This window comes from Erythrobacter sp. W302b (assembly GCF_046452395.1).
GTDB lineage: Bacteria > Pseudomonadota > Alphaproteobacteria > Sphingomonadales > Sphingomonadaceae > Erythrobacter.
On record NZ_JBKFDH010000001.1, the window covers coordinates 2,515,465 to 2,540,147 of the forward strand.

A 24,683-nucleotide genomic window follows, 5' to 3' on the forward strand; every position below is an offset into this window, starting at 1 on the left:
TTCGTTGACAGGGCCGCATTCATGTCGCTGATTGACCCCAACTCCTTGTCCCATTTGCGCGCGCGTTTTCCGCGCAAGCCGGGACGATTGCGCCACCACCTCGCTGCCGAGGGTCTGCTCAGCTACCCCGCGCTGGCTCAGGCCGCGCGCGCGCTGCCGCGCCAGCATGTCGAACGGCGTGTCCACAATGCCAGCAATGGCGAGGCCTTTCGTGTGCGCGACAGTGACGCGCACATCGCCAATGCCATTGCCGCAGGCGGCGCGGGCTCGGGATGGATCATGCTACGCTCTATCGAGCAATTGCCTGCCTATCGCGCGTTGCTCGAACGGTTGCTGGGAGAGATTGCCCCCGTCATCGGCACAGCGACCGCAGCGTTGCGCAACTTCAAGGGCTTCATCTTCATCAGCGCACCCGGTGCCCGCACCCCTTTCCACTTCGATACCGAGGATAGCATCCTGTTCCAGATTGCCGGTGACAAGACGTTGGCCACCTACCCGCCTGCGCCGCCTTTCCTCGATCTGGCGCGGCGCGAAGCCTATCATCGCACAGGCCAGAACTTGCTCGAATGGAAGCATCATTACGCGGCGCTGGGCGAACAGCATAAGCTGGCGCGGGGCGATGCGCTCTTCGTGCCCTATGCCGCGCCGCATTGGATTCAGGCCGGATTCAAGCCATCCCTTTCGTTGTCGGTGACGTGGCAGAGCCGCAAGAGCCGCGCGATTGCCGATGCCCTCAGTCTCAACCCGCTGCTGCGCCGCGTCGGCCTGCCCGCCTATGATCCGGTCGTGCAGCCCAGTGCCCCATTGCTGCGCGCCGTGGTGAGTCGGGCTGCCCAGAGGATCGGGCTGGTATGATGCCGCAGCGCGCCTAGGCCGGTAGCGCCAGATGCTTGGCACCGAACACGGATTGCCAGCTGGCGATTTCCTCGACCACGGCGTCATCCAGCGCATGGATCAGATCGGCCGTCGCGCCATAGGTCAGCGCGGCGGGCGCGCCTGACAGTAGCAGGCCGATCCGCGCCTCAATCTCGCGCAGCTTCTCCGCCGCCACTTGCGAGATTGCAGCGAAGCGTTCGAAATCGCCGAAGTATCGGATTCCGGCAAGGTTGGCACCCAGCGTCGGGAAAGCGACGCCGCAGAAGGTGAAGAACGGCGACCAGTCAGCGGCCAGGTGCTTCGGCACGACCCCGGCAAGGCCCGCGCCCTTCAGCCCCAGATAGGCCACAACCGATGCAACGGCGAGCGCGAAGCAGCTCTCCGCCGCCTTATCAAGCCGGTGGTGCACCCGCTCCAGCCGGTGGGCCTTGGCCTCGTGATAGCTCGCCTGCGCGATGACATGGGGCAAGACGACACCGGTCAACCCCGCGCGCAGATAGGCGCGCGTCACCTGAACCTGCGGAAGCCCGACATCGCGCAGTGCATGGCGGGCGAAATGTTCGGGCCATTCCGCCCCCTCACCGCTCCGCGCCCAGCGTCCGGTGGGCCGGGCGACGCCCAGCAGCAGCAAGGCAGGGGCATGGCGCAGATACTCGGTCGCGCGGCGCATCGCGAACCAGCGCCGGTGCCAGCCCAGCCGCGATCCTGCCGCCGTCATCACCAGGATCCCGCCAAGCAAGAGCAGCTCGACCAGTGCAAAGGCCCATTTGCTATCGCCCATCCCGGTGGGCAGAAACGCAATCCCGATCATCACCGCCAGCGCAGCGAGCACGAAATTGACCGTCATCCCGCTGCGGTAGGCATCGGCAAGGCGGCTGGCGATCCCATCGGCCCAGGCGAAGAGTGGCAGCACATCTTCGGCCAGCTGGCGCGTCACTTGCGCATCGCCACCCGGCATGGTCTGCGCCGCCGCCATCACTCCCGCGCCGCTACCGGTCGCGATGGCATCGGGCGCTTCATAGGCGATCTTGAGCGAGGCAAACGGGCTGCCTCCGCCGCCGAACATCCGCTCGACCCGGCGATAGAGGCCGAAAGCGCGGGAGCTGTGCGGGCGCCATTGTTCCTTGGCGAGGCTGGCCGGGCTCCAGTCCTCCACCACCACGGCAGCGCGGATGATCGCTTCCAGCCGGGCACTGTCAGGCGACCCGTCGAAATCGGGCTGGGCCAATTCCTCGGGTCGGGTGAGGATCCGCCAGGCCTCGGGCGCAGCGGGATCGATCAGCAGCACCGGCGTCCCCATCTGGAGCGCGGCGACGACCGTGTGCCCCGTCCCGCCGGGCAGATTGGCGACCTTGCCGTCCCACACCGCGATGACGAGATCGGTCCGCTCGATCATCACGCGCCCCGCCAGCGCGACATTGTCCGACGCGAGCGCTTCGAAAGCGCGGGTAGCGGCGCGGTCCTCCGGATCGGCGATCACCGCGCGCCACAGGGCTTCCACCTCGGCATCGCGGTCAGCCAGTTCGAAGAGGCAGGCGCGCGCCGTGACAGCGCGGATCGCGGCGGCCCTGGCCTCGACCGCAGGGTCGCTCGCCATGCCGCCCGCGAGCAGCGCATCGGCATCGGCGAGCGTGTGCGGGTGGGCGTTGATCGCGCCATTGAGCCCCGCGCCGAACGGCAGCGGCACCGCCAGTTCCCAGCCCTGCGCCAGCGCTAGCTCGGCGGCGACCTGGTCCGTCCCATCGACCATCAGGCTGTGCAGCCGCACCGCCCCGCGCGTGCCCGGCAGACTGTTGGCCATCGCCTCGATCCGGGCGAACAGCGCGGCGAGCGCTGCCGCAATCGCTGGCGCATGGGCGCGGTACGAAGGGTTGGAGGCGCGGTGCCCGGTGATGCCCAGCGCCAGATGCGGTTGCCAGCTGTCATGAATTCGGGCGGGCAGATGGGATGGCATGAGGCGCGGCGTCTCCCGCCCGCGCGCAGCCGCAGGCATGGCAACGTGCTTAATCGCACGCCCTGCCCGCTTACAAGCGCCGATACGGGAGGTTTGACGATCCTTCGGGAAAAGCGCAGTGCTTGCGCAAGCTTGGGGGAGCTTTTCGATGCACAAATCTCTCGCGGCGCTGTGGGGCGCGCTTTTGACCGGATTGCTCGCAGCGGCCGCGCCGGTCGCGGCTCAAGATGCGCCGATCCCGCGCCTCTATCCGGCCACGGGGTTCGAACGCGCCTATACCGGCAAGTCGCCCGAAACCCTCACCCGCGAAACGCAGGAGGCTGACAGCTTCGCCGCCGCTTGCGATGCCGGAGACCCGACCGGCTGCACCGCTCTTGGCACCGCCTTCGAGACAGGCAAGGGCCGTCCGCAGAACCGCCCCGTGGCAGAAATGCTCTACCGTCAGGCATGTGAGGGCGAGGCGGCAGAAGGCTGCTACCGACTGGGCAAGCTGCTGCGCTTTGCCGATGACCGCGCCGACTGGGGCCAAACCGCCCCGCTCTTCGTGCGCGCCTGCGCGCTGGGTTCGGCCTCCGGGTGCGATGCGCAGGCGGATGATTGGGAAGCGGGCGTCACCGGGGTCACGGATCCCGACGCCGCGCTGGCCCTGCGCCGCGCGACCTGCGCAGGCGGAAGCGCGCCGAGCTGCTCGATACTCGCCGGCGAACTCATGCGCAGCGATCGCAGCGCCGCGGAACAGGCCGAAGGGTTAGCCTTGCTCGACCGCCAGTGCCGCGCGGGCGAGAGCCGGGATTGCGGCGATGCGGCGCGCCATTGGATCGAGGTCGAAGGCGGCTTTGGGCCGCGCGCGCGCGAATACCAGTCGCTCGGCTGCCGGGCGGGCGATGCATGGGTCTGTGCCGAGATCGGCAAGCGGGCCTTGCGCAATGGTATCGGGCCGGAGGCCCGCAGCGCCGGAATCGCCTTCTATGTCCGCGCTTGCGAACTGGCTGAGTATCATTGCGACACCGCCCGAGCCGTGCGCGATGAGCCTGCCCAGCGCGCCGCCTGCGACCTTGGCGAGCGCGCCGCCTGTATCGCAATCGGCCAGCAATACACCCGCCGAGGCGGCCCGCTGGAGGATCTGCCGCGCGGGATCGCATTGCTGAGCGTGGCGTGCCTGACCGCCGGACATGCGGAGGAGGCGCAGGAGCTGTGCGAGACCGCGGGCAATCTGGCGCTGGATCAAGCCACCAATGGCAGCGCCGACGCTCGCGCTGCTATCGATCCAGCCCGGATCGATGGCCTCTACACCGCAGCCTGCGCGGCGGGATCGAACAGCGCCTGCGCGAACCTCGCCGATGCGCTGTGGTCGGGCGCGATCCTGCCCGCCGACAAGCCGCGCGCGCTCGGCCTGTATGAAGCTCTGTGCGACGCGGATTATGCGAGCGGTTGCAGGGGTCTGGAAAAAGCGATCCGTAGCGATCCCGGCGCGCCGCTGCTGGTGGCAGGCGGCGACCTGTCTCCGCCCGAATTCAGCCCCGAGGAAATCGCCGAACGGAGCCGGATCGCCGAAGCGGAACGCCTGCGCAGAGAAGCCGAAGAGAACGAGCGCGCCTGCACCAACACCACCGTCGAATTGCGGGGCGTGATCTATACTGATCGGATCTGCGTGCGGGTGGTGGCGGTGATCGATGGCTTTGCGGTCAAAGCTGGCGATGCGCCGTGGCAGGCGCTGCTGTGGCGACCCGAGACACTGGGCCGCAAGCGCCTGACCCCGGCCCAGCGGGTGCTATGCGGCGGGGCCGTGATCCGCACCGGCTGGGTGCTGACCGCCGCCCATTGCCTGACGGACGAAGGCGGGGTTCCGGTGCTGACCGGCGGGCACCGCATCCGCTTGGGCCTGTATAATCCTCTCGACAATGAGGGGTACACCTACCGCATCCTGCGCGTGATCCCGCATCCCGATTTCCAGCCGTCGACCTTCGCTTTCGATGTCGCGCTGGTGCAATATGACCCCAAGGGCGAGAAGCTCGGCGGCGAGGTCTATCCGATCGCGCGCATCCGGCTTGATCCGCAGCCCATCACGGCCCGCACGATCCGGGCGCGGATGCCGGCCTATACCTTTGGCTGGGGCCGCACTGCGCTGGAAGGCGGCGCGCCGCCCGAGGAGCTGCGCGGAGCGCGGCTGGAACTGCGCGATCTGGACAGCTGCACCCGCCTCACCAGCTTCCGTGACAAGCGCCGCGAAGCGGTGCTCTGCGCCGCCGGAGCGCGGGGTGAGCAGGCGTGCTTTGGCGACAGCGGCGGTCCGCTGATCACCTATGGCGATGCAGGCGGTGTGCCGACCTTGCTGGGTGTGGTGAGCGCCGGGGTGAAGTGCGGCCGGACCAGCGTGCCGAGCCGCTTCACCCGGATTGCCCATCCCTTGGTGCAGAGCTGGCTCAACGCGATCCTGCCAGGCACCGGCAGGCGTTAGGGTCGCCCTTGCGCGCTGTTTCCTGGGAAACAGTCGCGCAAGGGGACGCCATGCAATTACTCGGGCGCGGCCTCAGCTTCGCCGGAGGCCGCTGCCGGGGCGCCGGGGCCGATCGGGTTGCCGGTCGGGTCGAGCCCTTCGGCAGCCGCGGCCGCATCGTCCGCAGCCGGGGTTTCGGTGGCCGGTGCCATCATTTCCTCGGCCGTGGGCTCAGCCGCCGGTGCTTCTTCCTTCTTGCCACCGCACGCCGACAGCGCCAGCACACCTGCGGCCAACGCCGCAGCAGTCATGATCTTCTTCATCGGATTTCCCCTGTTGCCGCCCCCCATTTGGGCCGGGCGCGAAGCTATCACGACCCAAGGCGGATTAGCAAATCCTTGAACGCCGGTTCGCCGCGCAGGGGATCGAGCAGCGGGTCATTCGGGGCCCAGAGCAAACCCGGATCGCCCTCGGAAATCGCGCGGCCCAGCAGCGCCAGCGCCGCGGCCTTGTCGCCCTGCTGCGCCTTGATCTGCGCCTGCTGATAGAGCGCGGCATCGCCATACTCGGCGAGGGTCTGATCGAAGGCTCTGGCCGATCCCGCCGCATCGCCCAGCTTGGCGGCGGCGACGGCTGTGGCGGTAAGCCGAAAGATGGGCGTGCGTTCCTTCCCCGCCAGCGTCAAAGCGCCCGCCGCATCGCCCTGCATCAGCCGCGCGACCGCCATCGCGTAATAGACGCTGGCGAGGGTCGGGTTCAGCGCCAGCGCGCGCTCCATCCGGCTGATGACCTTGGGATAATCATGCGCCAGCAGCGCGACGAAACCCGCCGATCGGAACGCGCGGGCGTTGAGCGGATCAAGCTCCAGCGCGGTGTCGATGATCTGCCCGGCGCGCTCGTGTTCGTCGCCATAGGAATAAAAGGTCGCGACCTGCCGCAACAGGTCGCCATCGCCCGCCCCCAGCTGCTCGGCGATCTGGTAGGAGGGCAAGGCGGCCGCGCGATTGAGCTGCCCGTTGTTGAGCGCAAAGCCGAGCGCGAGGTGCCCCTGCGCCAGCCGCTTCTCGAGCGCGATCGCGCGCTTGGCGGCAGTGATCGATTCAGCAAACAGCCGCCGCGTCTCGCCCGCATTGCTGCTTTCAACCGCGAGGTTGAGCAACATCGTCGCGCGCATCGCATGGGCGGCGGCGTAATCGGGGTCGGCGGCGATGGCGGCGTCGAACTGGGCAAGCCCGCTGCGGTTGGAATCCCCGCCAGCGCCCAGATCATACAGCGCCATGCCGCGCAGGAACGCCTCATAGGCCTCGACCTTCTGCGTTCCGCCAATCTCGCTTTGTGCGGCGAGCGACTGCTTGGCCTCGGCGTCCGACGCAATCTCGGCGACCAGCGAGACGGCCACCGCCTCGGCGATTTCGGATTGCACCGCGAAGACATCTTCCAGCGCGCCGTCAAAGGATTTCGCCCAGAGCAGCTCCCCGTTATCAATTGCGACCAGCTCGGCCGTGACGCGCACCCGCTCGGCATCGCGCTGCACCCCGCCGCGCAGGATATTGCTCACCCCCAGCTTGCGACCGATGGCAAAGTCATCCTCCCCATCGATCGCATTGGATGAGGCGGGAGCGGCCACCTTGAGCCTGGGATTGCGGGCCAGCACAGCGCGCAGCTCGCGGGACAGGCCGTCAGAGAAGTACTTCTTGTCGGGATCGCCGGTCTCGTTGCCGAAGGGCAGCACCACCATGGAAATCGCTGCCGAAGCGGGGGAGCCCAGCAGGCCGAACTGCCATGCGCCGATCAGACCGGCACCCCCCACCGCCGCCGCGCCGCCAATCATCACCGTCCGCCGCGACAGCGCCAAGCCCCCCGCCGGGGACGGGGGCGGGGGCGACGCTGGGGCTGGTGAGGCTGAGACAAGGACAGGCGCGGGCATGGACGCGGGCACGGGCGCTGGCGCGCCGGCCTTGGCCCGAACCGCCACCAGAATCCGTGCCGCTTCGGGGCTGGTCGCAGCGCCGTCCCAAGCGCTGATATCGAGCAGTTGGAACTGCCGGAAACCGAGCGGTGCCATCGTCCCATCAATCGTCAGCGGCACGAGGCACCCGCGCTCGCGTCCGCGCTGCGCCTCGTCCCGCACCCAATGCGAGTTCACCGAGGTCGCCGACCACAGCACCACCACGCAGTCGGATGTCTCAAGCGCGTGTTCGGTGGTCTGGAGATAATTCTCCCCGCCCTCCAGCCGTCCGTCCCACCAGACGTCGAACCCGGCCTGTTCCAAGAGGTCGATCACCGGGCGGGCATGAGCAAGGTCGGTGCGCGAATAGCTGACGAACAGCACGGGGCGCGGCGGGGCCGGAGTGTCGTCGCCGCTTTCCACTGCCGCCTGCTCCCCCATCCGTAATTGCCCCGGACGCCATGCTACAGCCAAACAGGGGGCCGCGCCAAGTGATGATGGCGCGGGGGCAGCCCGAAACGGCTTGACGGCCTCAACATATGATATAAATATGATATCATAATTATATCGCATCTGGAGATTCGTCATGTCCTCTGCTGAACCCTTTGCCCTCAATCGCAGCCGCGAGGTCCCGGCCACCACCCAGAGCGGCTATGTCATGCTGCTGGTCAGCCTTGCGCTGGTCGGGGTCGCGGTCTGGATGTTCATCACCGGCGTGGTCATGCCCGATGCGCCCGACGGACTGATGGCGATCGGTTCGATCCTGACCGCCATCATCGGCCTGTTCATCCTCACCGGCTTCTACATGATTAACCCGAACGAGGCCGCTGCGATCCAGCTGTTCGGCGCCTACAAGGGCACCGACCGCAACGAGGGCCTGCGCTGGGTGCTGCCGTGGTTGGGCAAGACCAAGATCGCGGTGCGCGCCAACAACGTCATCTCGCAGACCATCAAGGTCAACGACGCGCGCGGCAACCCGATCGAGATGGCCGCGCAGGTCGTGTGGCGCGTCACCGATACGGCACAGGCGCTGTTCGATGTCGATGACTACCGCGAATTCGTCACCGCCCAGATCGAGGCCGCGGTGCGCTCGATCGGCTCGCGCTATCCCTACGACGACATCGAGCACCTTGAAGTGACGCTGCGCGGCAATCACGAAGAAGTCGGCGTGGAACTGCGCGCCGCGCTGATCGAGCGGTTGGCGGTGGCCGGGATCACGGTCGACGAATGCGGCCTCACCCACTTGGCCTATGCCCCCGAGATTGCCGGTGCGATGCTGCGCCGTCAGCAGGCCGAAGCGGTGATCTCCGCACGCAAGAAGCTGGTCGAAGGCGCGGTCACGATGGTCGAGATGGCGCTGACTCAGCTCAGCGAGAAGAACGTCGTCGAACTGGATGATGAACGCAAGGCGGCGATGGTGTCGAACCTGATGGTGGTGCTGTGCGGGGAGCGGGACACGCAGCCGGTGGTGAACGCAGGCAGCCTCTACTGATCCTGCCATGCCCGCCAAGAAAGCCTTTGCCCTGCGCCTCGATCCGGCGTTGCACGATGCGGTCCAGCGGCTCGCCGATGCCGAGCTCCGCAGCGTGAATGCCGAGATCGAGGTGCTGCTGCGCGAAGCGCTCAGCCGGCGTGGACTAAAAGTGGCGCGCAGCGAAGCGCCACGGCGCGGGCGGCCACCGGGCACGGCGCCAGAAGGAGAGAGCGATGCGTGAACAGGACAAGCCCTTCGTGATGTATCGGCGCGGGCCGTGGAATTTCACCATCATGCCGCGCGGGAAAGCCGGTTGGACTCAATTCGGCGCATGGATGGCAGTGTTCGCGGTGCCGACCATTGCCTTTGCCATCTATGCGGAACGCGTCGAAGGTCGCCCGGAATTCTGGGCCGCGCTGGCGCTCTATCTGGCGGCCACGCTCGTCTGGAGCCTTGTCAGCATCCGCTGGATGATGGCCCGCGCCGAAGTGATCGATGTGGAGAAGCTGCTCCGGCAGCAGCGCGAGACGGAACGCAGGGCGCGGCGCGGCGAGCGGTAGGAACGCTGTCCAGCCCCCCGCGTTGAGGCGGGATGGTCGGACGCCCGTTGCTTGTGTCATTGCTGCCCCTGCTGCTTGCAGGCCCGTCCGTTGCCGCGCAGACGCCCGCGCCTGTTACCGAGTCTGCGCCCCTCACCCCGTTGCCGGACGAGCTGGTGCTCGAAGGCGACAACATCATCGCCGTCATGGTCAATGGCACGCCGCTGCGGCTGGAGGTTGATGCCGACAGCTTCGGCGCGCCAGTGATCAACAGCGAAGCCGCCACACGGCTGCAACTGGTCGCCGAGACGCGGCGCGGTTGGCGCTTTGGTTCTTTCGCGGTGGAAGGAATGTCCGCGGGGGTGGCGCTGGATTTCGGCGGCGGCCCAATGATGATGCCGATCAGCTGGGCCGAGCGCTTCGCGTCGCGCAAGGCCGATGGGGTCACCGGGGTCCATAACTTGCCCTACAAGCGGGTGACCTTCGTGCTGTCCCCGCCCGTGGACGGTGAGACCATCCAGCGCTTCCCCATGACACGCAGCGGCTCTCAGGGCGACACCCGGCTGGGCACCGAAGTCGTGGTCGGGAAGAAGAAACTGGCGATGATTTTCGCGCTGCGGCGGGCCGAAAACCTCATCACCGCCCCCACCGCCAATTTCATTGCCACCCATCAGGAAGGCGGGTTCGAGCCCGGAACGGAAGGCACGGCGATCATGAATTTCGCGGTCGAGCGCCGGACCCGGATGATGCGCATTGCGGAACCGATCATTCTGGGCGATCTGGCTCTGACACGCTTCGCGGTGCGAGTGGATGACTACGGCGATCCCAAGCGGGTGGGCGAGATCGGCGCAAATGACCCGCGCTTCGACAAGAGCCAGATCCTCGTCAGCCGCCGCAAGGGTCGCGGCCGGCCCGACCTGTTGACCCGCCTTGGCCGCGACCAGATCGCGCATTGCTCGCGCATCACCTATGACCTCGCGCTCAGCGAGATCCGTCTGAGCTGTGGTCCGGCGCCCGATTGATCGTGTAAGTGCGGCGCGGCGCGAAGTCCTGTCCGGGCTCGGCCATCCGGCAGGTGCAGTCCGGCGCTACCAGGACGCGATACAGCCGGGTGAAGACCGCCGCATACCACAGGAACAGACTATCAGGAGGGGGAATGCTGTCGTCGGCGCGCGTGCGGTCAATGGCAAAGCCCCATGCGCCCGCAGGCGTGAACACCCCTGCGCCGACGAACGTCCAGGCGTGCTTGCGGATCGCCCCCATCAACAGCGGCGCGGCGAGCAGAGCGGGCAGGCGCTTCAGCAACCACACCGCCGGGCGCGGTATGCGGTTGGCGATGATGTAATCCGCCGTGCGCGCGCCCGCCTCCTCGGCGATGACCAGCGCGCCCATCGGATCGTGCAGCGCCAGCCAGCGGTGGAGTCGCAGCGCCTCGATCTCGGGGATCATGTGCTGGCCCGTGGGGAGCTGTTCGATCTGCGCATCGGCGAGGATCGCGGCGGTTTCGGCCATCCCGAGCCGCTCCTCCATCACCGCCACCGCTTGCAGCACCGCATTGGGGCCGATCAGCGCACCGGGTCTGCGCCGGGCGTGAAGCTGCGCCCTATTCGACATCGATCCGATCCCGCTTGCGGCTCTCACCCCGCTGCTTCATCTGCGCGCGCACCGCCTCGCGGCGTTCCTGCGCCTGCGCGGCCTTGTCGGCATTGGTTTCCCAGTCGGTCGCAGCGTCGGCGGCGGCGCGGCGGCTTTCGTCAAAGTGCCAGTCGAGCTGCTTCTTCGTCTGCGGCCCCCAATACCCGGCCTTGCCGAGATCGTAGAAGGTGCGCTTGAACCCGGCGCGCAGGAAGGCCCACAGGCAGCCGAGCAGGTAGCGCCTCCGGAACCCCGTGCCGCGCCACGGATAGTGGAACAGCGCCTTTCGCATGTAGAACCGCCGGTAGTTCTTCATCACCCCGTCGAGCAGTTCCCCCCGCTCCATCGCGGCGGGCTTCATGATCGGCGTCACGAAATTGTACTTGCTGAAATCGTGAACCTCGACCTGGTCCTTCAGCGTCTCGAACAGCGGGGTGTAGGGCCAGGGGGTGTACATCGCCCAGTTGGCGAGATCGGGCTGCCAGTCCCACGCCATCTGGAAGGTGTCCTCGAGCGTCTCGGGCGTCTCGTTGTCGAGGCCGACGATGAACTGCGCTTCGACGAAGATATCGGCATCGCGCAGCAGCTTGATCGCCTGCTTGTTCTCCTCGACCTTGGTTTCCTTGTTGAACCGGTCAAGCTTCATCTGTGCGGCGGCCTCCGTGCCGAGGCTGACGTGGACGAGACCCGCCTTGCGGTAGAAAGGGAGCAGTTCCTTATCTCGATAAATGTCGGTGACGCGGGTGTTGATGCCCCACTTCACCTTGCCGGGCAGGCCGCGGTCGATCAGTTCCTGACAGAACTTGATGAAGGCCTTGCGGTTGATCGTCGGCTCCTCGTCGGCGAGGATGAAGAAGCCGACGCCGTGCTTTTCGTGGAGCTCCTGGATCTCGTCGACCACGTCCTTGGGGTCGCGCACGCGGTAGTCGCGCCAGAACTTCCATTGCGAACAGAAGGAACAGGTGAAGGGGCAGCCGCGCGCGAGGTTGGGGATGGCGACGCGGGTGCCCAATGGGATGTAGGTGTACTGGTTCCAGTCGAGGATATCCCAGTCGGGCTTGATGGAGCTCATGTCCTTGATCGTGTCGGCAGCCTCGGTGGCGACGACCTTCTCGCCCTCGCGGAAGGCGAGGCCCTTGATGGCGCGGGCGTCCTGCGGCCAGCGGCCTTGCTTGATCGCAGTGAACAGCGCGACCGCAATCTCCTCGCCCTCCCCGCGCACGATCACGTCGATGTGGGGGGCTTCGGCGAGCACCTGCGCATACATGAAGGTCGCGTGGATCCCGCCCAGCACCCGCACCGCCTGCGGCACATGCAGCGCGGCGATCTCCAGCACGCGCTCGGCGGCGTAGATCGAGGGGGTGATCGCGGTGGTGCCAACCACATCGGGCTGGAGCGCGGTCATGCGCTGGCGCAGCTCGTCGTCCGAGAGGTTCTCGGTCATGGCGTCGATGAAGGTGATGTCGTCAAACCCGGCGCGCTTCAGCGGCCCGGTGAGGTAGGCGACCCAGGCGGGCGGCCATGTCCCGGCAATCTCGGCCCCGCCGGAGCGATAGTTGGGATGGACGAACAGAATGCGCATGGGCCGACTCTCCCCTCTCGAGTGGGCCCAAGGTGAGGGATGCGGCGCGCGGGGGCTTTGCGCTGGATCAAATGTTGATCGGTCGTGCCTGAGGGGGTTTCTCGCAGAGACGCAGAGGAAAGAGAGACGCAGAGGAAGAATGGCCTGCCACGTCAGCGGCCTTCATGGGTTTCACACGAAGACACGAAGAGGGCGGCGCTCGCCGCGACCTGGTGCGACATCTTCGTGTCTTCGTGCGAGATTTTCTGCGGCTTCGCCGCGGTAACGTATCTGCGTCTCTCTTTCCTCTGCGTCTCTGCGAGAAACAAGACGAAGAGTGACGCCCGAAGCTACTTCGCCGCGTGTTTCGCGCGGGCGATCTCGTGCAGCCAGTCCGCATGGCGCGGCGCGGTCTTGGTCTGCGACCACTCTTCCAGCATCACCGGAGCGACGCGGGCGAGTTCGGCATATTGCTCGGCCGTCCCGATGTCCGCGGCGAGTTCCACCCGGTGGCCGTTGGGATCGAAGAAGTAGATCGACTTGAAGATGCCGTGATGCGTCGGGCCAAGCACGTCGATCCCCTGCGCCTCAATATGCGCCTTCGCCGCCAGCAGCGCCTCTTCCGAGGGCACCTTCAGCGCCAGATGCTGCACCCATGCGGGCGTGTTGGGATCCTTGCCCATCTCCGGCTGGTTGGGCAGCTCGAAGAAGGCGAGGATGTTGCCGTTCCCCGCGTCGAGGAAGATATGCATGTAGGGATCATACTCGCCGGTCGAGGGCACATGATCCTCGGCAAAGGCGGTGGTGTAGGTCATGCCGAGCACGCGGGCATACCATTCCACCGTCTCCTTGGCGTCCTTGCAGCGATAGGCGGCGTGGTGGATGCCTGACAGGGCGACGGGGTGGGTCATGGTCCTGCACTCCTACTATTCGTCACCCTGAACTTGTTTCAGGGTCCATTTCTCCGCATCGAACACAGCTTGCGGCGGCTCGATGGATGCTGAAACAAGTTCAGCATGACGGAAGGGATTTACTCCGCCGGTTCCTCGACGTTCAGCACGCCGCGGATGATCTGGTCGCGCTCCATGCTTTCGAACAGGGCCTTGAAGTTGCCCTCGCCGAAACCTTCGTCGCCCTTCCTTTGGATGAATTCGAAGAACACCGGCCCGACCTGCGCCTGCGCGAAGATTTGCAGGAGGAGCCGGGGGCTGCCACCTTCGGTGCTGCCGTCGAGCAGGATGCCGCGCATCTTCAGCGCATCCACATCCTCGCCGTGGCCCGGCAGGCGGCCTTCGAGCATGTCGTAATAGGTCGCAGGCGGCGCGGTCATGAAGGGAACGCCGAGTGTTTGCAGCCGGTCCCAGCAGGCGACCAGATCGTCGCAGATCAGCGCGATGTGCTGGATGCCCTCGCCGTTGAAGGCCTTCAGGAACTCGTCGATCTGGCCCTTGCCGCCTTCGCCTTCCTCGTTGAGCGGGATGCGGATCTTGCCGTCGGGCGCGGTCAGGGCCTTGCTGGTGAGGCCGGTATATTCGCCCTTGATGTCGAAGAAGCGGATCTCGCGGAAGTTGAACAGGGTCTCGTAATAGTCGGCCCAGTACTTCATCCGCCCGGTGTAGACATTGTGGGTGAGGTGATCGATCGTGTGGAAGCCCGCGCCGACCGGGTGCTTGTCGACCCCCGGCAGATAGTCGAAATCGATATCATAGATCGTGAGGTTGTTGCCCGCGCCGGCATAGCGGTCGACCAGATAGAGGATCGCCCCGCCGATGCCCCGGATCGCCGGGATGCGCAGTTCCATCGGGCCGGGATCATTGGCGACCGGCTCCGCGCCCTGGGCGATCAGGTGCGCATAGGCCTTGGCCGCATCACGCACGCGGAACGCCATGCCGCACGCCGAAGGACCATGCTCGCGCGCGAAGTACCATGCGGCGCTGCGCGGCTCGTAGTTGGCGATGAGGTTGATGCCGCCCTGCCGCCACAGGTGCACGTCCTTCGACCGGTGCTGCGCGACGCGGGTGAAGCCCATCGCTTCGAACACCGGCTCAAGCACGCCCTTTTCCGGCGCGCAGAACTCGACAAACTCGAACCCGTCGAGCCCGGCGGGATTGTCGAAGAGGTCTTTTGTCGGCGCGTTCATCGGCAGGGCCCTCACTGGCGAGATAGTTTCAATTGAAACCATCTACCGCAAAGCTCCGATTCGCGCAAGCTGGAGCCAATGGAGGCTATTCCCCATTCCCGTTCGTGCTGAGCTTGTCGAAGCACCGCACTTTCGTTTCCGGGCGCGGCATTCGAAGTCAGAACGGCCGTTGGCCTATCGGCCAGCTTCGCTTCCGACAAGCTCAGGGCGAACGGGTTAGGTTATGACCCGCCCCAAGGTCCGCCCGCGCTCGTCCTGCGTCAGCGACAGGCGCTTACCGAAGGGCTCGCCGCTTTCGAAGGCCTCGGCGGTGGCAGGGTCCGAGAGGTCGGCATTGCCCACCACCCGCTCGCCCGCGTCTGAGCGCGCGATGACAATCGCCTCGGCACCCTTGGGGCCGCGGTTGATGGTGTAGGTTTCGACGACCGCGCTCTCCACCGGGCCCTTGGCGAGCGGCACCTTGGCGGTGGCCTTGGGGAGCACGGCGAAGCGATCATTTGCGCTCCAGTCGGCAGGTTCGGTCGAATAGATGCCGGTCGCATATTTGCTCATCCAGCCACCATTCGCGCCCACCAAGGCAAACGAGCCCCGATCCCCGCGCACCTTTTGCACCGCTTCGGCGATGGCATGGGCCGAGTAGTTGTTCCCCGCCCCGCCAAAGAACGGCAGGCCGCCGGTCAGCGTCAGCCCGCGCGGGTCGTCAGCGGTGAGACCGAAGTGGTCGCACTGGTTGAAGACCGGAATCGCGAAGCAGGAATAGAAGTCGAGGTAGCGCATATCGGCCATCCCCTTGCCCGCCCGCTCCAAAGCCTTGTCGACGCTGGCGAGGCTCGCCGGGTTGCCCGCAAGGTCAGGCCGCTGCGAGAGCTTGAGCTCGGTCGCGGCGGTGACGGCGTGGATGTGGACCCACTTGTCCTCCGGCACGCCCAGCTCGCGCGCGAGGCCCGCCGAGGCGACGATCACCGCCGCCGCCTGGTTCACCTGATCGCGGGCAACGGTCATGCGCGGATAGGGCTCGGCGACGATGCGGTTGCGGTCGGTGACGGTGGCGAGTTCCTCTGCCGTGCGCTCGACCGGAGCCGCAGAATGGGGGTTCGCCGCTGCTACCTTGGTGAAGGGCGCGAACAGCTTGCCGATTTCGAGCCGGCATGCCTCCAGCCCCATGCCGAGCCGGTGCCGCCGCGCATTCTCAGCGAGGGCATAGAGCGGGATCGCCCCGCTCGCGCCGTGCATGAAGAGGGCGGGTTCCATCAGCTCCTCGACCCCGAAGCCTTGGTCTTCGAAGTCGCCCTCGATCTCTTCCGACCAGTCGGGGATCTCGCCCTTCGCGGAAAGAGCCAGCACGGTCGAGATAGCCTCGCTGCCGACGATCACCGCGCACTGGCTGTCGCCTGCCGCAATGGCGCTCGCAAACTCGCCCACCAATTGCTGGTTGGTTTGCCCGCCCGTGGTGGTCAGGATCGCGCGCGCCGGGTTTGCCCCGACCCGCTTGGCAATCGCGCGCGGCACGTTACTTGCAGCACCGAAGGGCGGCTTCCTGTCAGGCCGCGACATCTCGAAAGCGCGGATCGCGGCGAGGGTGTCGATGGCCTGCGCCACCGACCCCGAAGCCCCGCTGTCGGCAATCGCCGCCCCCAGCGCCCGCCCTGCGAGGTCCATATAGGAGAGCGCTTCGTAGCCCGGCTCGCCCACCCTCTCCGAATATTGGCCGACCCCGATGATAACCGGGGTGTTGTCAGCGATCTCAGTCAACGAAATCTTCCACCCGCTCGACGATGATCGCGGGAGCCATGCCGCCCGCGGCGCACATGGTGACAAGGCCGTAACGCCCGCCGCGCCGCTCCAACTCGTCAACCACGGTGCCGATCAGGATCGACCCCGTGGCGCCGATCGGGTGGCCGAGCGCGATCGAGCCGCCGTTGACGTTGACCTTGTCCCAATCGAGCTCGAGATCGCGCACGAACTTGGCGGCGACCACGGCGAAGGCCTCGTTGATCTCGTAGAGGTCGATATCGTCCTTGCTGAGGCCCGCCTTGGCCAGCACCTTCTTCGCCGCCGGGACGGGCGCATTCAGCATCAGCGTCGGATCATCGCCCATGTTGGCGGTGGCGACGATGCGCGCGCGGGGCTTCAACCCGTGCTTCTGGGCATAGTCCTTCGAGGCGATCAGCACCGCCGCAGCGCCATCGACCACGCCCGACGAGTTGCCCGCATGGTGGAAATGCTTGATTTCGAGATCGGGATACTTGGCGTTGATCAGCTTGCGGAAGGTCGTGCCCTCTGCGTCCAGCGGCACGTCGGCGATCTTGGGGAAGGCCGGTTCCAGCTTGGCGAGGTCTTCGCGGGTGGTCTGCGGGCGGGGATATTCCTCGCGGTCGAGCAGCACCGTGCCATCATCCGCCACCACGGGGACGACCGACTTGGCAAAGCGGCCCTCGGCAATCGCCTCGGCGGCGCGCTGCTGGGAACGGTAGCCGACTTCGTCCAGCTCCTCGCGGGTGAAGCCTTCCTTGGACGCGATGGCATCGCCGCAGATGCCCTGGTGCGACTGCGGGTGCACCTTCTGCAGGCGCTCGTTATAGCTGCCCATCATCGGCGGCTTGATCCCGGCGCGCATTTTCTCCTGCGACATGGCGGCGGTGAGGCTCATCATCTCGGTGCCCCCGGCGACGACGCAATCTTCCATCCCGCTCATCACCTGCGCGGCGGCGAGCGCGACGCTGGTGATCCCGCCGCCGCAGAAACGGTCGAGCGTGGTGCCGGACGAGGTGATGTCATAGCCCGCATCCAGCGCCGCCATACGCCCCATGTCGCCCGCCTGCATCCCGTCCTGCGTAGAGACCGACCAGATCACATCGTCGACCGTCTTGGTGTCGAGATTGTTGCGGTCCTTGATCGCCTTCAGCACCGTCGCGGCGAGATGCTGCGGGTGACACGCGGCCAGCGCGCCCTTGCCCTGCTTGCCGATCCCGCGCGGGGTGCGCACTGCGTCGATGATGTAAGCCTCGGCCATGTCGGTCCTCTCCGTTTATAGCGAAATTGCGGTTGACGCGTCCGTAAACCGGCTGCACCAAAGGCACAAGGATTGCGTTTCGAAACGTAATGCCAAATTCGATAGGAGAGAGAGCCGTGAGCGATACCGCTGCCCCCGAAGTGCTGACCGAAGTGGAGGACGGCGTCCTCATCGTCACCATCAACCGCCCCGAAGCCAAGAACGCGATGACCAAGGCGGCGGCCGAGGGAATCGCGGCGGCGATGGAGCGGCTCGACAGCGATGACGATTTGAGGGTCGGCATCATCACCGGCGCGGGCGGCACCTTCTGTTCGGGCATGGACCTCAAAGGCTTCCTGCGCGGCGAGAGCCCCAGCGTCGAAGGCAAGGGCTTTGGCGGCGTGGTGCAGGCCCCTCCGGCCAAGCCGCTGATCGCGGCGGTCGAAGGCTATGCGCTGGCCGGCGGGCTTGAATTGATGATTGCCTGCGATCTCGTGGTCGCGAATGCCAATGCCAAGTTCGGCATCCCCGAAGTGAAGCGCGGCCTTGTGGCGGCGGCAGGCGGCGTGATGATGCTGCCTGACCAGATTCCCGAACGGATCGCGCTGGAACTCGCGCTGACCGGCGATTTCATCGGGGCGGAGCGCGCCTATCAGCTTGGTCTGATCAACGAAGTGACCGAAGGTTCGGCGCTCGACGGTGCCAAGGCGCTCGCAGCCCGGATCGCGGCTAACGGCCCGCTCGCGGTGAAAGTCTCCAAGCAGGTGATGAAGCAGTCACGCGGCTGGGCGATGGAAGATCGCTACGCCAACCAGGGCAAGCTGATCGGCCCGGTGTTCGTCAGCCATGATGCCCGCGAAGGCGCCGCCGCCTTCGCCGAAAAGCGCAAGCCCAACTGGACGGGGAAGTAAGACAATGTCGGTATTGAACGTCCCTCAGCCCGCCTTCATGGAAGACGAGGAAATCGCCATCTTCGCCGACGCGGTCGGCAAGTTCTACATGCAGCACGCCCCCCAGAAGCGCGTCGAGAAGTGGCGCGAGGATGGCCAGGTCGAGCGCGAATTCTGGCGCGAGGCGGGCGAGGCAGGCCTGCTCGGCGTCTCTGTGCCGAGCGAATATGGCGGCCACGGCGGCGACTTCCGCCATGACCTCGTCGTCATCGACCAGCAGGCCAAGCACGGCGTGGACGGCTTTGCCGCCTCGCTCCACAACACCGTGATCCTGCCCTATCTGGTGCGCCACGGGACCGAGGAGCAGAAGCAGAAGTACCTGCCCCGGCTGGTTTCCGGCGATCTCGTCAGCGCGATCGCCATGACCGAACCGGGCGTCGGCTCCGACTTGCAGTCGATCACCACCACCGCGGTGAAGGACGGCAACGGCTACCGCATCAGCGGCTCGAAGACCTATATCTCGAGCGGCCAGATCGCCGACTTCATCATCGTCGTCGCCAAGACCGACCCGAACGAGCGCGCCAAGGGCATCTCGCTGATGCTGCTCGAGACCGAAGGCGCGGACGGCTTCCAGCGCGGGCGCAAGCTCGACAAGATCGGGATGGACGCGGCCGACACCTCGGAGCTGTTCTTCGACAATGTCTTCGTGCCGGCCGAAAACGTGCTCGGCGGGGTCGAGGGCAAGGGCTTCTATCAGCTGATGGGCGAGCTGCCGCAAGAACGCCTGATCATCGCCGTGGGTGCGATCAACGGGATCGAGAAGGCACTCGAGACCACGATGGACTACGTCAAGAGCCGCAAGGCCTTCGGTCAGACGATCTGGGATTTCCAGAACACCCAGTTCGTGATGGCCGACCTCAAGGCCCGCAGCACCGCCGCGCGCGTCTTCGTCAATGACTGCATCGCCCGGCATCTCAAGGGCGAACTGGACGTGGCGACGGCCTGCATGGCGAAGTACTGGGTGACCGAGCTCCAGGGCGAAGTCGTCGACAAGTGCCTGCAGTTCCACGGCGGGGCCGGGTTCATCAACGACTACCCGATCGCCCGCATGTACCGCGACAGCCGCATCACCCGCATCTTCGGCGGATCGAACGAGGTGATGAAGATGGTGATCGCGCGGGGTATGTAAGCGGGTTGATGTGAGCGCAGCCGCCTGCGCGGCTGCGTCCTCCCTAGACGTCCTCCGCTTCGCTATGGACCCGCAGGTGCTCAAGTCCGCAGGACTTGAAACAGCACCGAGGACGAAGCCACGGAAGTGGCTTCGCAAAGCAAAAAAGAGGGGCGGCTCTTTCGAGCCGCCCCTCTTTTTTTTGGCCGAAGCTCTTTCGCGCTTAGAACTTGGCGCGCAGCGTCACGCCGTATTGGCGCGGCGGCAGGGTGAAGGCCGAACGCGAGTTGGCCGCACCCGAGCCGCGCAGGGTGGTGTTGAAGGTCACCCCGCGTACCACTTCGTCGGTCAGGTTGTTGACCCAGCCTTCGATCGCATAGGCGCCATCATTGAACTTCAGGCCAGCCCGCAGGTTCACGAAGGCCTTGCCGTCCTGAATGTCGGCGATGATCGGCGGAGCCGCGTCGATTGCCTGCTGCAACCCGCCATTGGCCGCAATTTCAGCAGCACCCGGCAGGATGATCGCCTGCGTGGAGGTGCGCTGGTCGCTTTCCATGCGAACCTGACCGGACAGGAAGAACTCGGTCGAGTCGCTGATCGGCTTTTCCCACAGGGCTCCAATCAGACCGACAAAGTCCGGCGCATTGGTCAGCTTGTTGCCGCACAGCGACAGCACCTGCACCGATGTCTGAGTGCCTGCGCAATCATCCGGGTAGCTCGCATCGAGCAGGGTCGCGCCGAAATTCAGGGTCAGTTCGTCATTGGGACGCACCAGACCTTCGATTTCGATCCCCTTGGTTTCGGCCACAGGCACGTTGAAGGTGGCAAACGCCGTCCCGGTGAATTCCAGCACCTGGAAGTTGCTGAACTCCTCATAGAACGCCGCCACATTCAGCGTCAGTGCGCCGTTGGCCGTGCGCGCCTTCACACCCACTTCATAGGCATCGACCTCTTCCGAAAGGAAGGTCGGGTCGGCCCCGGCAACAGCTGCGGTGGTATCGAGGTTGATACCGCCTGCCTTGTAGCCATGGGTGAAGCTGGCGTAGCTGTTGACATAGGGGCTGAATTCATAGCCGAGCTTGACCGTGTAGATCAGTTCCTCGTCATCGAAATCGGACTGGAAGGTGCGAACCAGCGGCAAGGCGGCAGCCTGCGGAAGGTCGGCAGGGGCGGTGAACCCGAAGCAGCCCAGACCAATGAACGAAGGCCGAAGCGGCGCCGGGATGGCCCCGAGTGCCGCCAGGGTGGACGGGCAGATCTGGTTGTTGGTCGCGGTCTGCGTGAACCCACCCGACTTTTCTTCCCACGAGTACCGCGCGCCCACTGTCAGTTCGAGCCCGTCAGTGATCTCCAGCGAATTGTGCGTGAAGATCGCGTAGCTCTTGGCGTCCTGCTGGAAGCGGTTGGTGGTGCGGGTGCCCGCCGGATCGCGGCCGGTGAACACCGTCAGCGGATTGGCGCCAAGCGCGCCGCCGGTCGGGACGAACAGCAGCGCACCGACGTTCTCACCATAATCCGCGCCGAGCGAGAAGGTCTGCGACTGGTCGATGGTTTCGTCCGAGAAGAAGCCGCCAACCATGTAGTTGAGCGCGCCGCCCATGCTTTCGCCCTGAAGTCGCAATTCCGCGGTCCAGTTGTCGATTTCCAGGTTCAGCGCATCAACGTTGAAGATGTCGAGCCCGGAGAAGTCGGTGTCGTACTTTTCGAAGCTCTTGTACTTGCGATAGGATCCGATGAAGATCAGGTCGGCGTTTTCGGACAGCGGGAATTCCAGCTCACCGGTGACACCGTAATTGTCGATGTCCGCTTGGGGCACTTCATTGGCCGATACGGTGCGATTGTCCATCGCCCGCTCGAACGCGCCCTGATCGTCGCGGTTGGTGGAGACCGATGGCTGGCCATTGCCGCCATTGGCACCCAGACCGACCGCAGCATAGGCACCGCCGGTCACCAGCGGCGACTGATAGAGTTCGATCGCGCCGCAGCAGCTCGCCGTGCTCTTGGAGTAGTCGGCGATGATACGGCCGCGCAGGCCGCTTTCCGTATCCCAGCCCAGCTGGCCGCGCACCAGCCACTGATCGGCATCATTGGTCTCGCCGATCTTCGCGCCGGTCCGGTTGACGACATCAAGGAACCCGTCGCGCTGGCGGTAGGCCCCCGTGACGCGCATCGCCAGCGTGTCCTGCACGATCGGCACGTTGACCGCACCCTGCACGCTGACCTCGTTGAAGTTGCCGTAGCCCGCGTTCACGAAGCCGCCGAACTCGGTCACGTCAGGGCGCGCATTGGTGACGTTGAGCGCGCCTGCCGAGGTGTTGCGGCCGAACAGCGTGCCCTGCGGACCGCGCAGAACTTCCACGCGCTCCACGTCGACGAATTCGCCCAGAGCAACACCGGGGCGCGACTGGTAGGCGCCGTCGATGAAGATGCCGACCGCGCTTTCAAAGCCGATATTGTTCGATGTCGTCCCGACACCGCGCACACGCAGCACCACCGAGCCGGAGGCCAGCTGGGCCTGCGAGCTGCTGAAGCTCGGGGCCAGCGCCGTGACCTGCTGGATGTTGACCACGCCCTGATTGTCGAGCTGCTGCGGCGAAATCGCCGTCACTGCCAGCGGAATGTCCTGCACGTCCTGCGCGCGGCGGGTGGCCGTCACGATAATGACGTTGTCGTCCCGGGTCGGTTCGGCTTGGGCCTCAGTATCCTGCGCAAAGGCAGGGGTGGTCAGCGCGCTGCAGGCCAACAGGCCGCAGGCGATATGTGCGAACTTGCGCGTCATGGCTTTCCTCTCTCCACAAAACCCTCCGGTCTTGATGCCGGTCATCGGTTGTGAAGCGGAACCTATCAGCGTCGCACGCCCTAACAAGAGTCATAGTCAACTTATAGCAAACAGTAGCAAAAATGCCACATCTTGTGTTGCGGCGCAGCATGACTTCACTCTGACCTTGTCGGTCGTAAGAATATTTCGCGCTATTGTGGAGATCTCAGAAGCCGTAACGTAAACCCAGCCACAAGGTGCGCGGCACGCCGAGATCGATGGATCCGCCCTGGTTGCGGGTGACGATCACCTCGTCGGTGAGGTTTTCGCCGCGCACAATCAGCGACACGCCTTGGCCGAGCGGAGCAGCGACAAAAGCGTCAATCGTGGTGGCCGGAGCGAGTCGGTCAGTCTCGCGGTCATCCTCGAATTGCGCGCTGACATGGCGCAGCGTGCCAGCGATCCGCCAGCCCGCAGCCGGCTCCCAGCCGAGGGTCAGGCTTCCGGCAAATTCGGGGGTCTGGGCCGGACGATTGCCATCGAGGTCGAACGAAGCGCCCTCGCCCCGCACCTCAGCGTCGCTCCAGGCGAGTGCGCCTTCCACGCTGACCGTGCCGAACCGCGCCGCCACATTCGCCTCGATCCCGCGCGCGGCAATCGCGGGCAGGTTTTCGCGGCGGCGCAGATTGGGGGCGATGGTGACATTGGCGATGGCGTTCTCGACCTTGTTGTCGAACGCCGAGACCCCAATCACCAGCGCATTGACCGGCTGCCAGTCGAACCCGACTTCGAAGCCTTCGAGCCGCTCGTTCTCCAGCGCCGCATTGGCCTCGGTCACGACCGGGAAGACCACGAAGGGGCGATAGAGTTCGTTGAGGGTCGGCAGCCTGAGCCCGGTATAGGCCGCCGCGCGCAGATCGAGCCGGCGGGTGGCATTGAACGACGCCCCCGCACGCCAGCTGACCGTCCAGTCGCTGCGGTCAGGCGCGGTGAGGGTGCTGACCGGCACGCCACTGGCGCTGACAGCGCGGTAGAAGCCATCGGTGATGCTGCTCCGGTCGGCGCGCAGACCGCCGTTGATCAGCAGCGGGCCGATCTGCCAGTCATCCTCCAGGAAAATGCCGAGATTGCTGGTCGCTCCGCCCGCACGGCGGCGCTCGGTGATCGCGCCCGAGACGGCATTGATCGCCTCCTCCTGCAATTCGCCGTCGGCGCGGCGGTAATCCGCGCCGATGCGGATGTCGTGCCCTTCGAGCACGGGCGGGCGCAGTTCGAACTTGCCGCCGATGCCAGTGGATGGTGTGCGCCGCTGGTCGAGCGTCGGGGTGAAGCGGGTCGAGGAAATCACGATGTTCGAAAAGTCGCGCGTCTGAACATAGGCCAGCGCATCGAAAGCCCAATCGCCGCGCCCGACAAAGCGGATCGAGGCTTCCTCGCCTTTGCTGGTGGAATCCGCACCCGCAAAGCGCAAGCTTCGGGCGTCGCGGAAGGTGGCGATGCGGGCCTGGACTTCGACGGTGTCGGTGAGCGGTGCGGCGGCGCGCAAGGCGGCGTTCCAGCTATCGAACCCGGCGCGCGCGGTGGCAGGGACGCGCTGATCGGCAGGCGTGGTGAAAAATCCCTGCCCGCGGTCCCAGCGCCCGCTCGCCGTTGCAAAGCCGCGGCCGAGGCTTTGGGTCAGCACGCCGGACAGCTCGGTCTCGCCCCGGTCATTGACCGCCGCGCTCGCGAGCACCGGCGCGATGCTGTCCGGTCCTGCGCTTTCGAGTTCGATCGTGCCAGCCAGTGCGCCTGCGCCAAACGGCCCCGACCCGCCACCGCGCGTCACTCGGACCTGTCCCAGCGTCTCGGGCGCAATTGCGGAGAGCGGGATGTAGCCGAAGAACGGATCGGCCAGCGGCACACCGTCGAGCAGCACCAACGCGCGGCTCGTGGCATTGCCGCCCAGCGCGCGCAGCGTCACGCCCTGCGCGCTCGGGTTGGACGAGCGGCTGTCCGAGCGGCGGAACTGCTGGAATCCCGCGACATTGCGCAGCACATCCTCGATCCGGCCCGATGGACTGGCAACGATCACGTCGCGTTCCAGCGTGGTGGTGGCGTAGATGCCGGTCGACAGCGCCGCATCAAGCCCGCGCCCGGTGACGATGATGTCTTCGGGGAGCTCCTCGACCAGAGAGTCCGCCTCAAGCACCTCGTCGGGCAACGGCCCCTCGTCCTGCGCGACGAGCGGCGCGGCGGCAGGGAGGAGCAGAGCGGAAGCGAGCAAGCGGTGGCGGATCGTCATGGCGCGTCGCCTATACGCTCGCGCCCG

At 66.0% G+C, this 24,683-nt stretch carries 19 protein-coding genes; 8 read left to right on the top strand and 11 right to left on the bottom strand.

Annotated elements, in window-relative coordinates:
- Positions 1 to 21 precede the first annotated feature (21 nt).
- Entirely contained in the window at positions 22 to 855 is an 834-nt protein-coding gene (locus ACLBKT_RS11895) for a transcription factor jumonji, JmjC (protein ID WP_410183128.1), read from the top strand.
- A gap of 13 nt (positions 856 to 868) precedes the next feature.
- Here the strand turns inward: ACLBKT_RS11895 and ACLBKT_RS11900 are convergent, their stop codons facing one another.
- The gene (locus ACLBKT_RS11900; RefSeq protein WP_410183129.1) at positions 869 to 2,830 is read right to left on the bottom strand and encodes a hypothetical protein; all 1,962 of its coding nucleotides are present in this window, start codon (positions 2,828 to 2,830) and stop codon (positions 869 to 871) included.
- 148 nt (positions 2,831 to 2,978) lie between these two features.
- Here ACLBKT_RS11900 and ACLBKT_RS11905 point away from each other — a divergent pair, with 148 nt between their 5' ends.
- Positions 2,979 to 5,288 carry a trypsin-like serine protease gene (locus tag ACLBKT_RS11905; RefSeq protein WP_410183130.1) on the top strand — a complete coding sequence of 770 codons (2,310 nt, stop codon included), beginning with the start codon at positions 2,979 to 2,981 and terminating at the stop codon, positions 5,286 to 5,288.
- A gap of 56 nt (positions 5,289 to 5,344) precedes the next feature.
- Here ACLBKT_RS11905 and ACLBKT_RS11910 read toward each other — a convergent pair whose 3' ends face one another.
- Both ACLBKT_RS11910 and ACLBKT_RS11915 read right to left on the bottom strand, forming a co-directional pair.
- The gene (locus ACLBKT_RS11910) at positions 5,345 to 5,590 is read right to left on the bottom strand and encodes a hypothetical protein (protein ID WP_410183131.1); all 246 of its coding nucleotides are present in this window, start codon (positions 5,588 to 5,590) and stop codon (positions 5,345 to 5,347) included.
- A 47-nt stretch (positions 5,591 to 5,637) separates the two neighbouring features.
- A complete protein-coding gene (locus ACLBKT_RS11915; protein WP_410183132.1) occupies positions 5,638 to 7,638 on the bottom strand; it encodes a TIR domain-containing protein in 2,001 nt (666 codons plus the stop codon).
- Positions 7,639 to 7,801: 163 nt separating this feature from the next.
- On the opposite strand from ACLBKT_RS11915, the gene ACLBKT_RS11920 reads away from it, so the two are divergent.
- From ACLBKT_RS11920 to ACLBKT_RS11935, 4 genes are read left to right on the top strand one after another with little or no spacing between them, the layout of a single operon-like run.
- Positions 7,802 to 8,707 (top strand): SPFH domain-containing protein, encoded by a 906-nt coding sequence (locus ACLBKT_RS11920; RefSeq protein ID WP_410183133.1) that lies wholly within the window; start codon positions 7,802 to 7,804, stop codon positions 8,705 to 8,707.
- Positions 8,708 to 8,714: 7 nt separating this feature from the next.
- Positions 8,715 to 8,930 (top strand): Arc family DNA-binding protein, encoded by a 216-nt coding sequence (locus ACLBKT_RS11925; RefSeq protein WP_410183134.1) that lies wholly within the window; start codon positions 8,715 to 8,717, stop codon positions 8,928 to 8,930.
- Complete coding sequence (locus tag ACLBKT_RS11930; RefSeq protein WP_410183135.1) at positions 8,923 to 9,249, top strand: hypothetical protein; 327 nt, start codon at positions 8,923 to 8,925, stop codon at positions 9,247 to 9,249. Before ACLBKT_RS11925 ends, ACLBKT_RS11930 begins: the two co-directional genes overlap by 8 nt.
- A 53-nt stretch (positions 9,250 to 9,302) precedes the next feature.
- Positions 9,303 to 10,250 (top strand): hypothetical protein, encoded by a 948-nt coding sequence (locus tag ACLBKT_RS11935; RefSeq protein ID WP_410183136.1) that lies wholly within the window; start codon positions 9,303 to 9,305, stop codon positions 10,248 to 10,250.
- Here ACLBKT_RS11935 and bchJ read toward each other — a convergent pair.
- The 6 genes from bchJ to ACLBKT_RS11965 form a co-directional block, all read right to left on the bottom strand.
- Entirely contained in the window at positions 10,210 to 10,842 is a 633-nt protein-coding gene (bchJ, locus tag ACLBKT_RS11940) for a bacteriochlorophyll 4-vinyl reductase (RefSeq protein WP_410183137.1), read from the bottom strand. The genes ACLBKT_RS11935 and bchJ overlap by 41 nt on opposite strands.
- A complete protein-coding gene (gene bchE, locus ACLBKT_RS11945; protein WP_410183138.1) occupies positions 10,832 to 12,445 on the bottom strand; it encodes a magnesium-protoporphyrin IX monomethyl ester anaerobic oxidative cyclase in 1,614 nt (537 codons plus the stop codon). Before bchE ends, bchJ begins: the two co-directional genes overlap by 11 nt.
- Positions 12,446 to 12,774: 329 nt before the next feature.
- On the bottom strand, positions 12,775 to 13,335 hold the full coding sequence (locus ACLBKT_RS11950) for a VOC family protein (protein WP_410183139.1): 561 nt from the start codon (positions 13,333 to 13,335) through the stop codon (positions 12,775 to 12,777).
- 119 nt (positions 13,336 to 13,454) lie between these two features.
- Positions 13,455 to 14,564: a 4-hydroxyphenylpyruvate dioxygenase gene (hppD, locus tag ACLBKT_RS11955; RefSeq protein ID WP_410183140.1), complete on the bottom strand. Its 1,110-nt coding sequence runs from the start codon at positions 14,562 to 14,564 to the stop codon at positions 13,455 to 13,457.
- A 216-nt stretch (positions 14,565 to 14,780) separates the two neighbouring features.
- A complete protein-coding gene (locus tag ACLBKT_RS11960) occupies positions 14,781 to 16,316 on the bottom strand; it encodes an acetyl-CoA acetyltransferase (RefSeq protein ID WP_410183141.1) in 1,536 nt (511 codons plus the stop codon).
- A complete protein-coding gene (locus ACLBKT_RS11965; protein WP_410183142.1) occupies positions 16,309 to 17,577 on the bottom strand; it encodes an acetyl-CoA C-acetyltransferase in 1,269 nt (422 codons plus the stop codon). The genes ACLBKT_RS11960 and ACLBKT_RS11965 overlap by 8 nt, the downstream gene beginning before the upstream one ends.
- An 89-nt stretch (positions 17,578 to 17,666) precedes the next feature.
- On the opposite strand from ACLBKT_RS11965, the gene ACLBKT_RS11970 reads away from it, so the two are divergent.
- Together ACLBKT_RS11970 and ACLBKT_RS11975 are read left to right on the top strand one after the other, a co-directional pair.
- Positions 17,667 to 18,467 (top strand): crotonase/enoyl-CoA hydratase family protein, encoded by an 801-nt coding sequence (locus ACLBKT_RS11970; protein WP_410183143.1) that lies wholly within the window; start codon positions 17,667 to 17,669, stop codon positions 18,465 to 18,467.
- Between the two features lie 4 nt (positions 18,468 to 18,471).
- Complete coding sequence (locus ACLBKT_RS11975) at positions 18,472 to 19,635, top strand: acyl-CoA dehydrogenase family protein (RefSeq protein WP_410183144.1); 1,164 nt, start codon at positions 18,472 to 18,474, stop codon at positions 19,633 to 19,635.
- Between the two features lie 202 nt (positions 19,636 to 19,837).
- Here ACLBKT_RS11975 and ACLBKT_RS11980 read toward each other — a convergent pair whose 3' ends face one another.
- Positions 19,838 to 22,393 carry a TonB-dependent receptor gene (locus ACLBKT_RS11980; RefSeq protein WP_410183145.1) on the bottom strand — a complete coding sequence of 852 codons (2,556 nt, stop codon included), beginning with the start codon at positions 22,391 to 22,393 and terminating at the stop codon, positions 19,838 to 19,840.
- Positions 22,394 to 22,598: 205 nt separating this feature from the next.
- Complete coding sequence (locus tag ACLBKT_RS11985) at positions 22,599 to 24,656, bottom strand: TonB-dependent receptor (protein WP_410183146.1); 2,058 nt, start codon at positions 24,654 to 24,656, stop codon at positions 22,599 to 22,601.
- Positions 24,657 to 24,683: the final 27 nt, after the last annotated feature.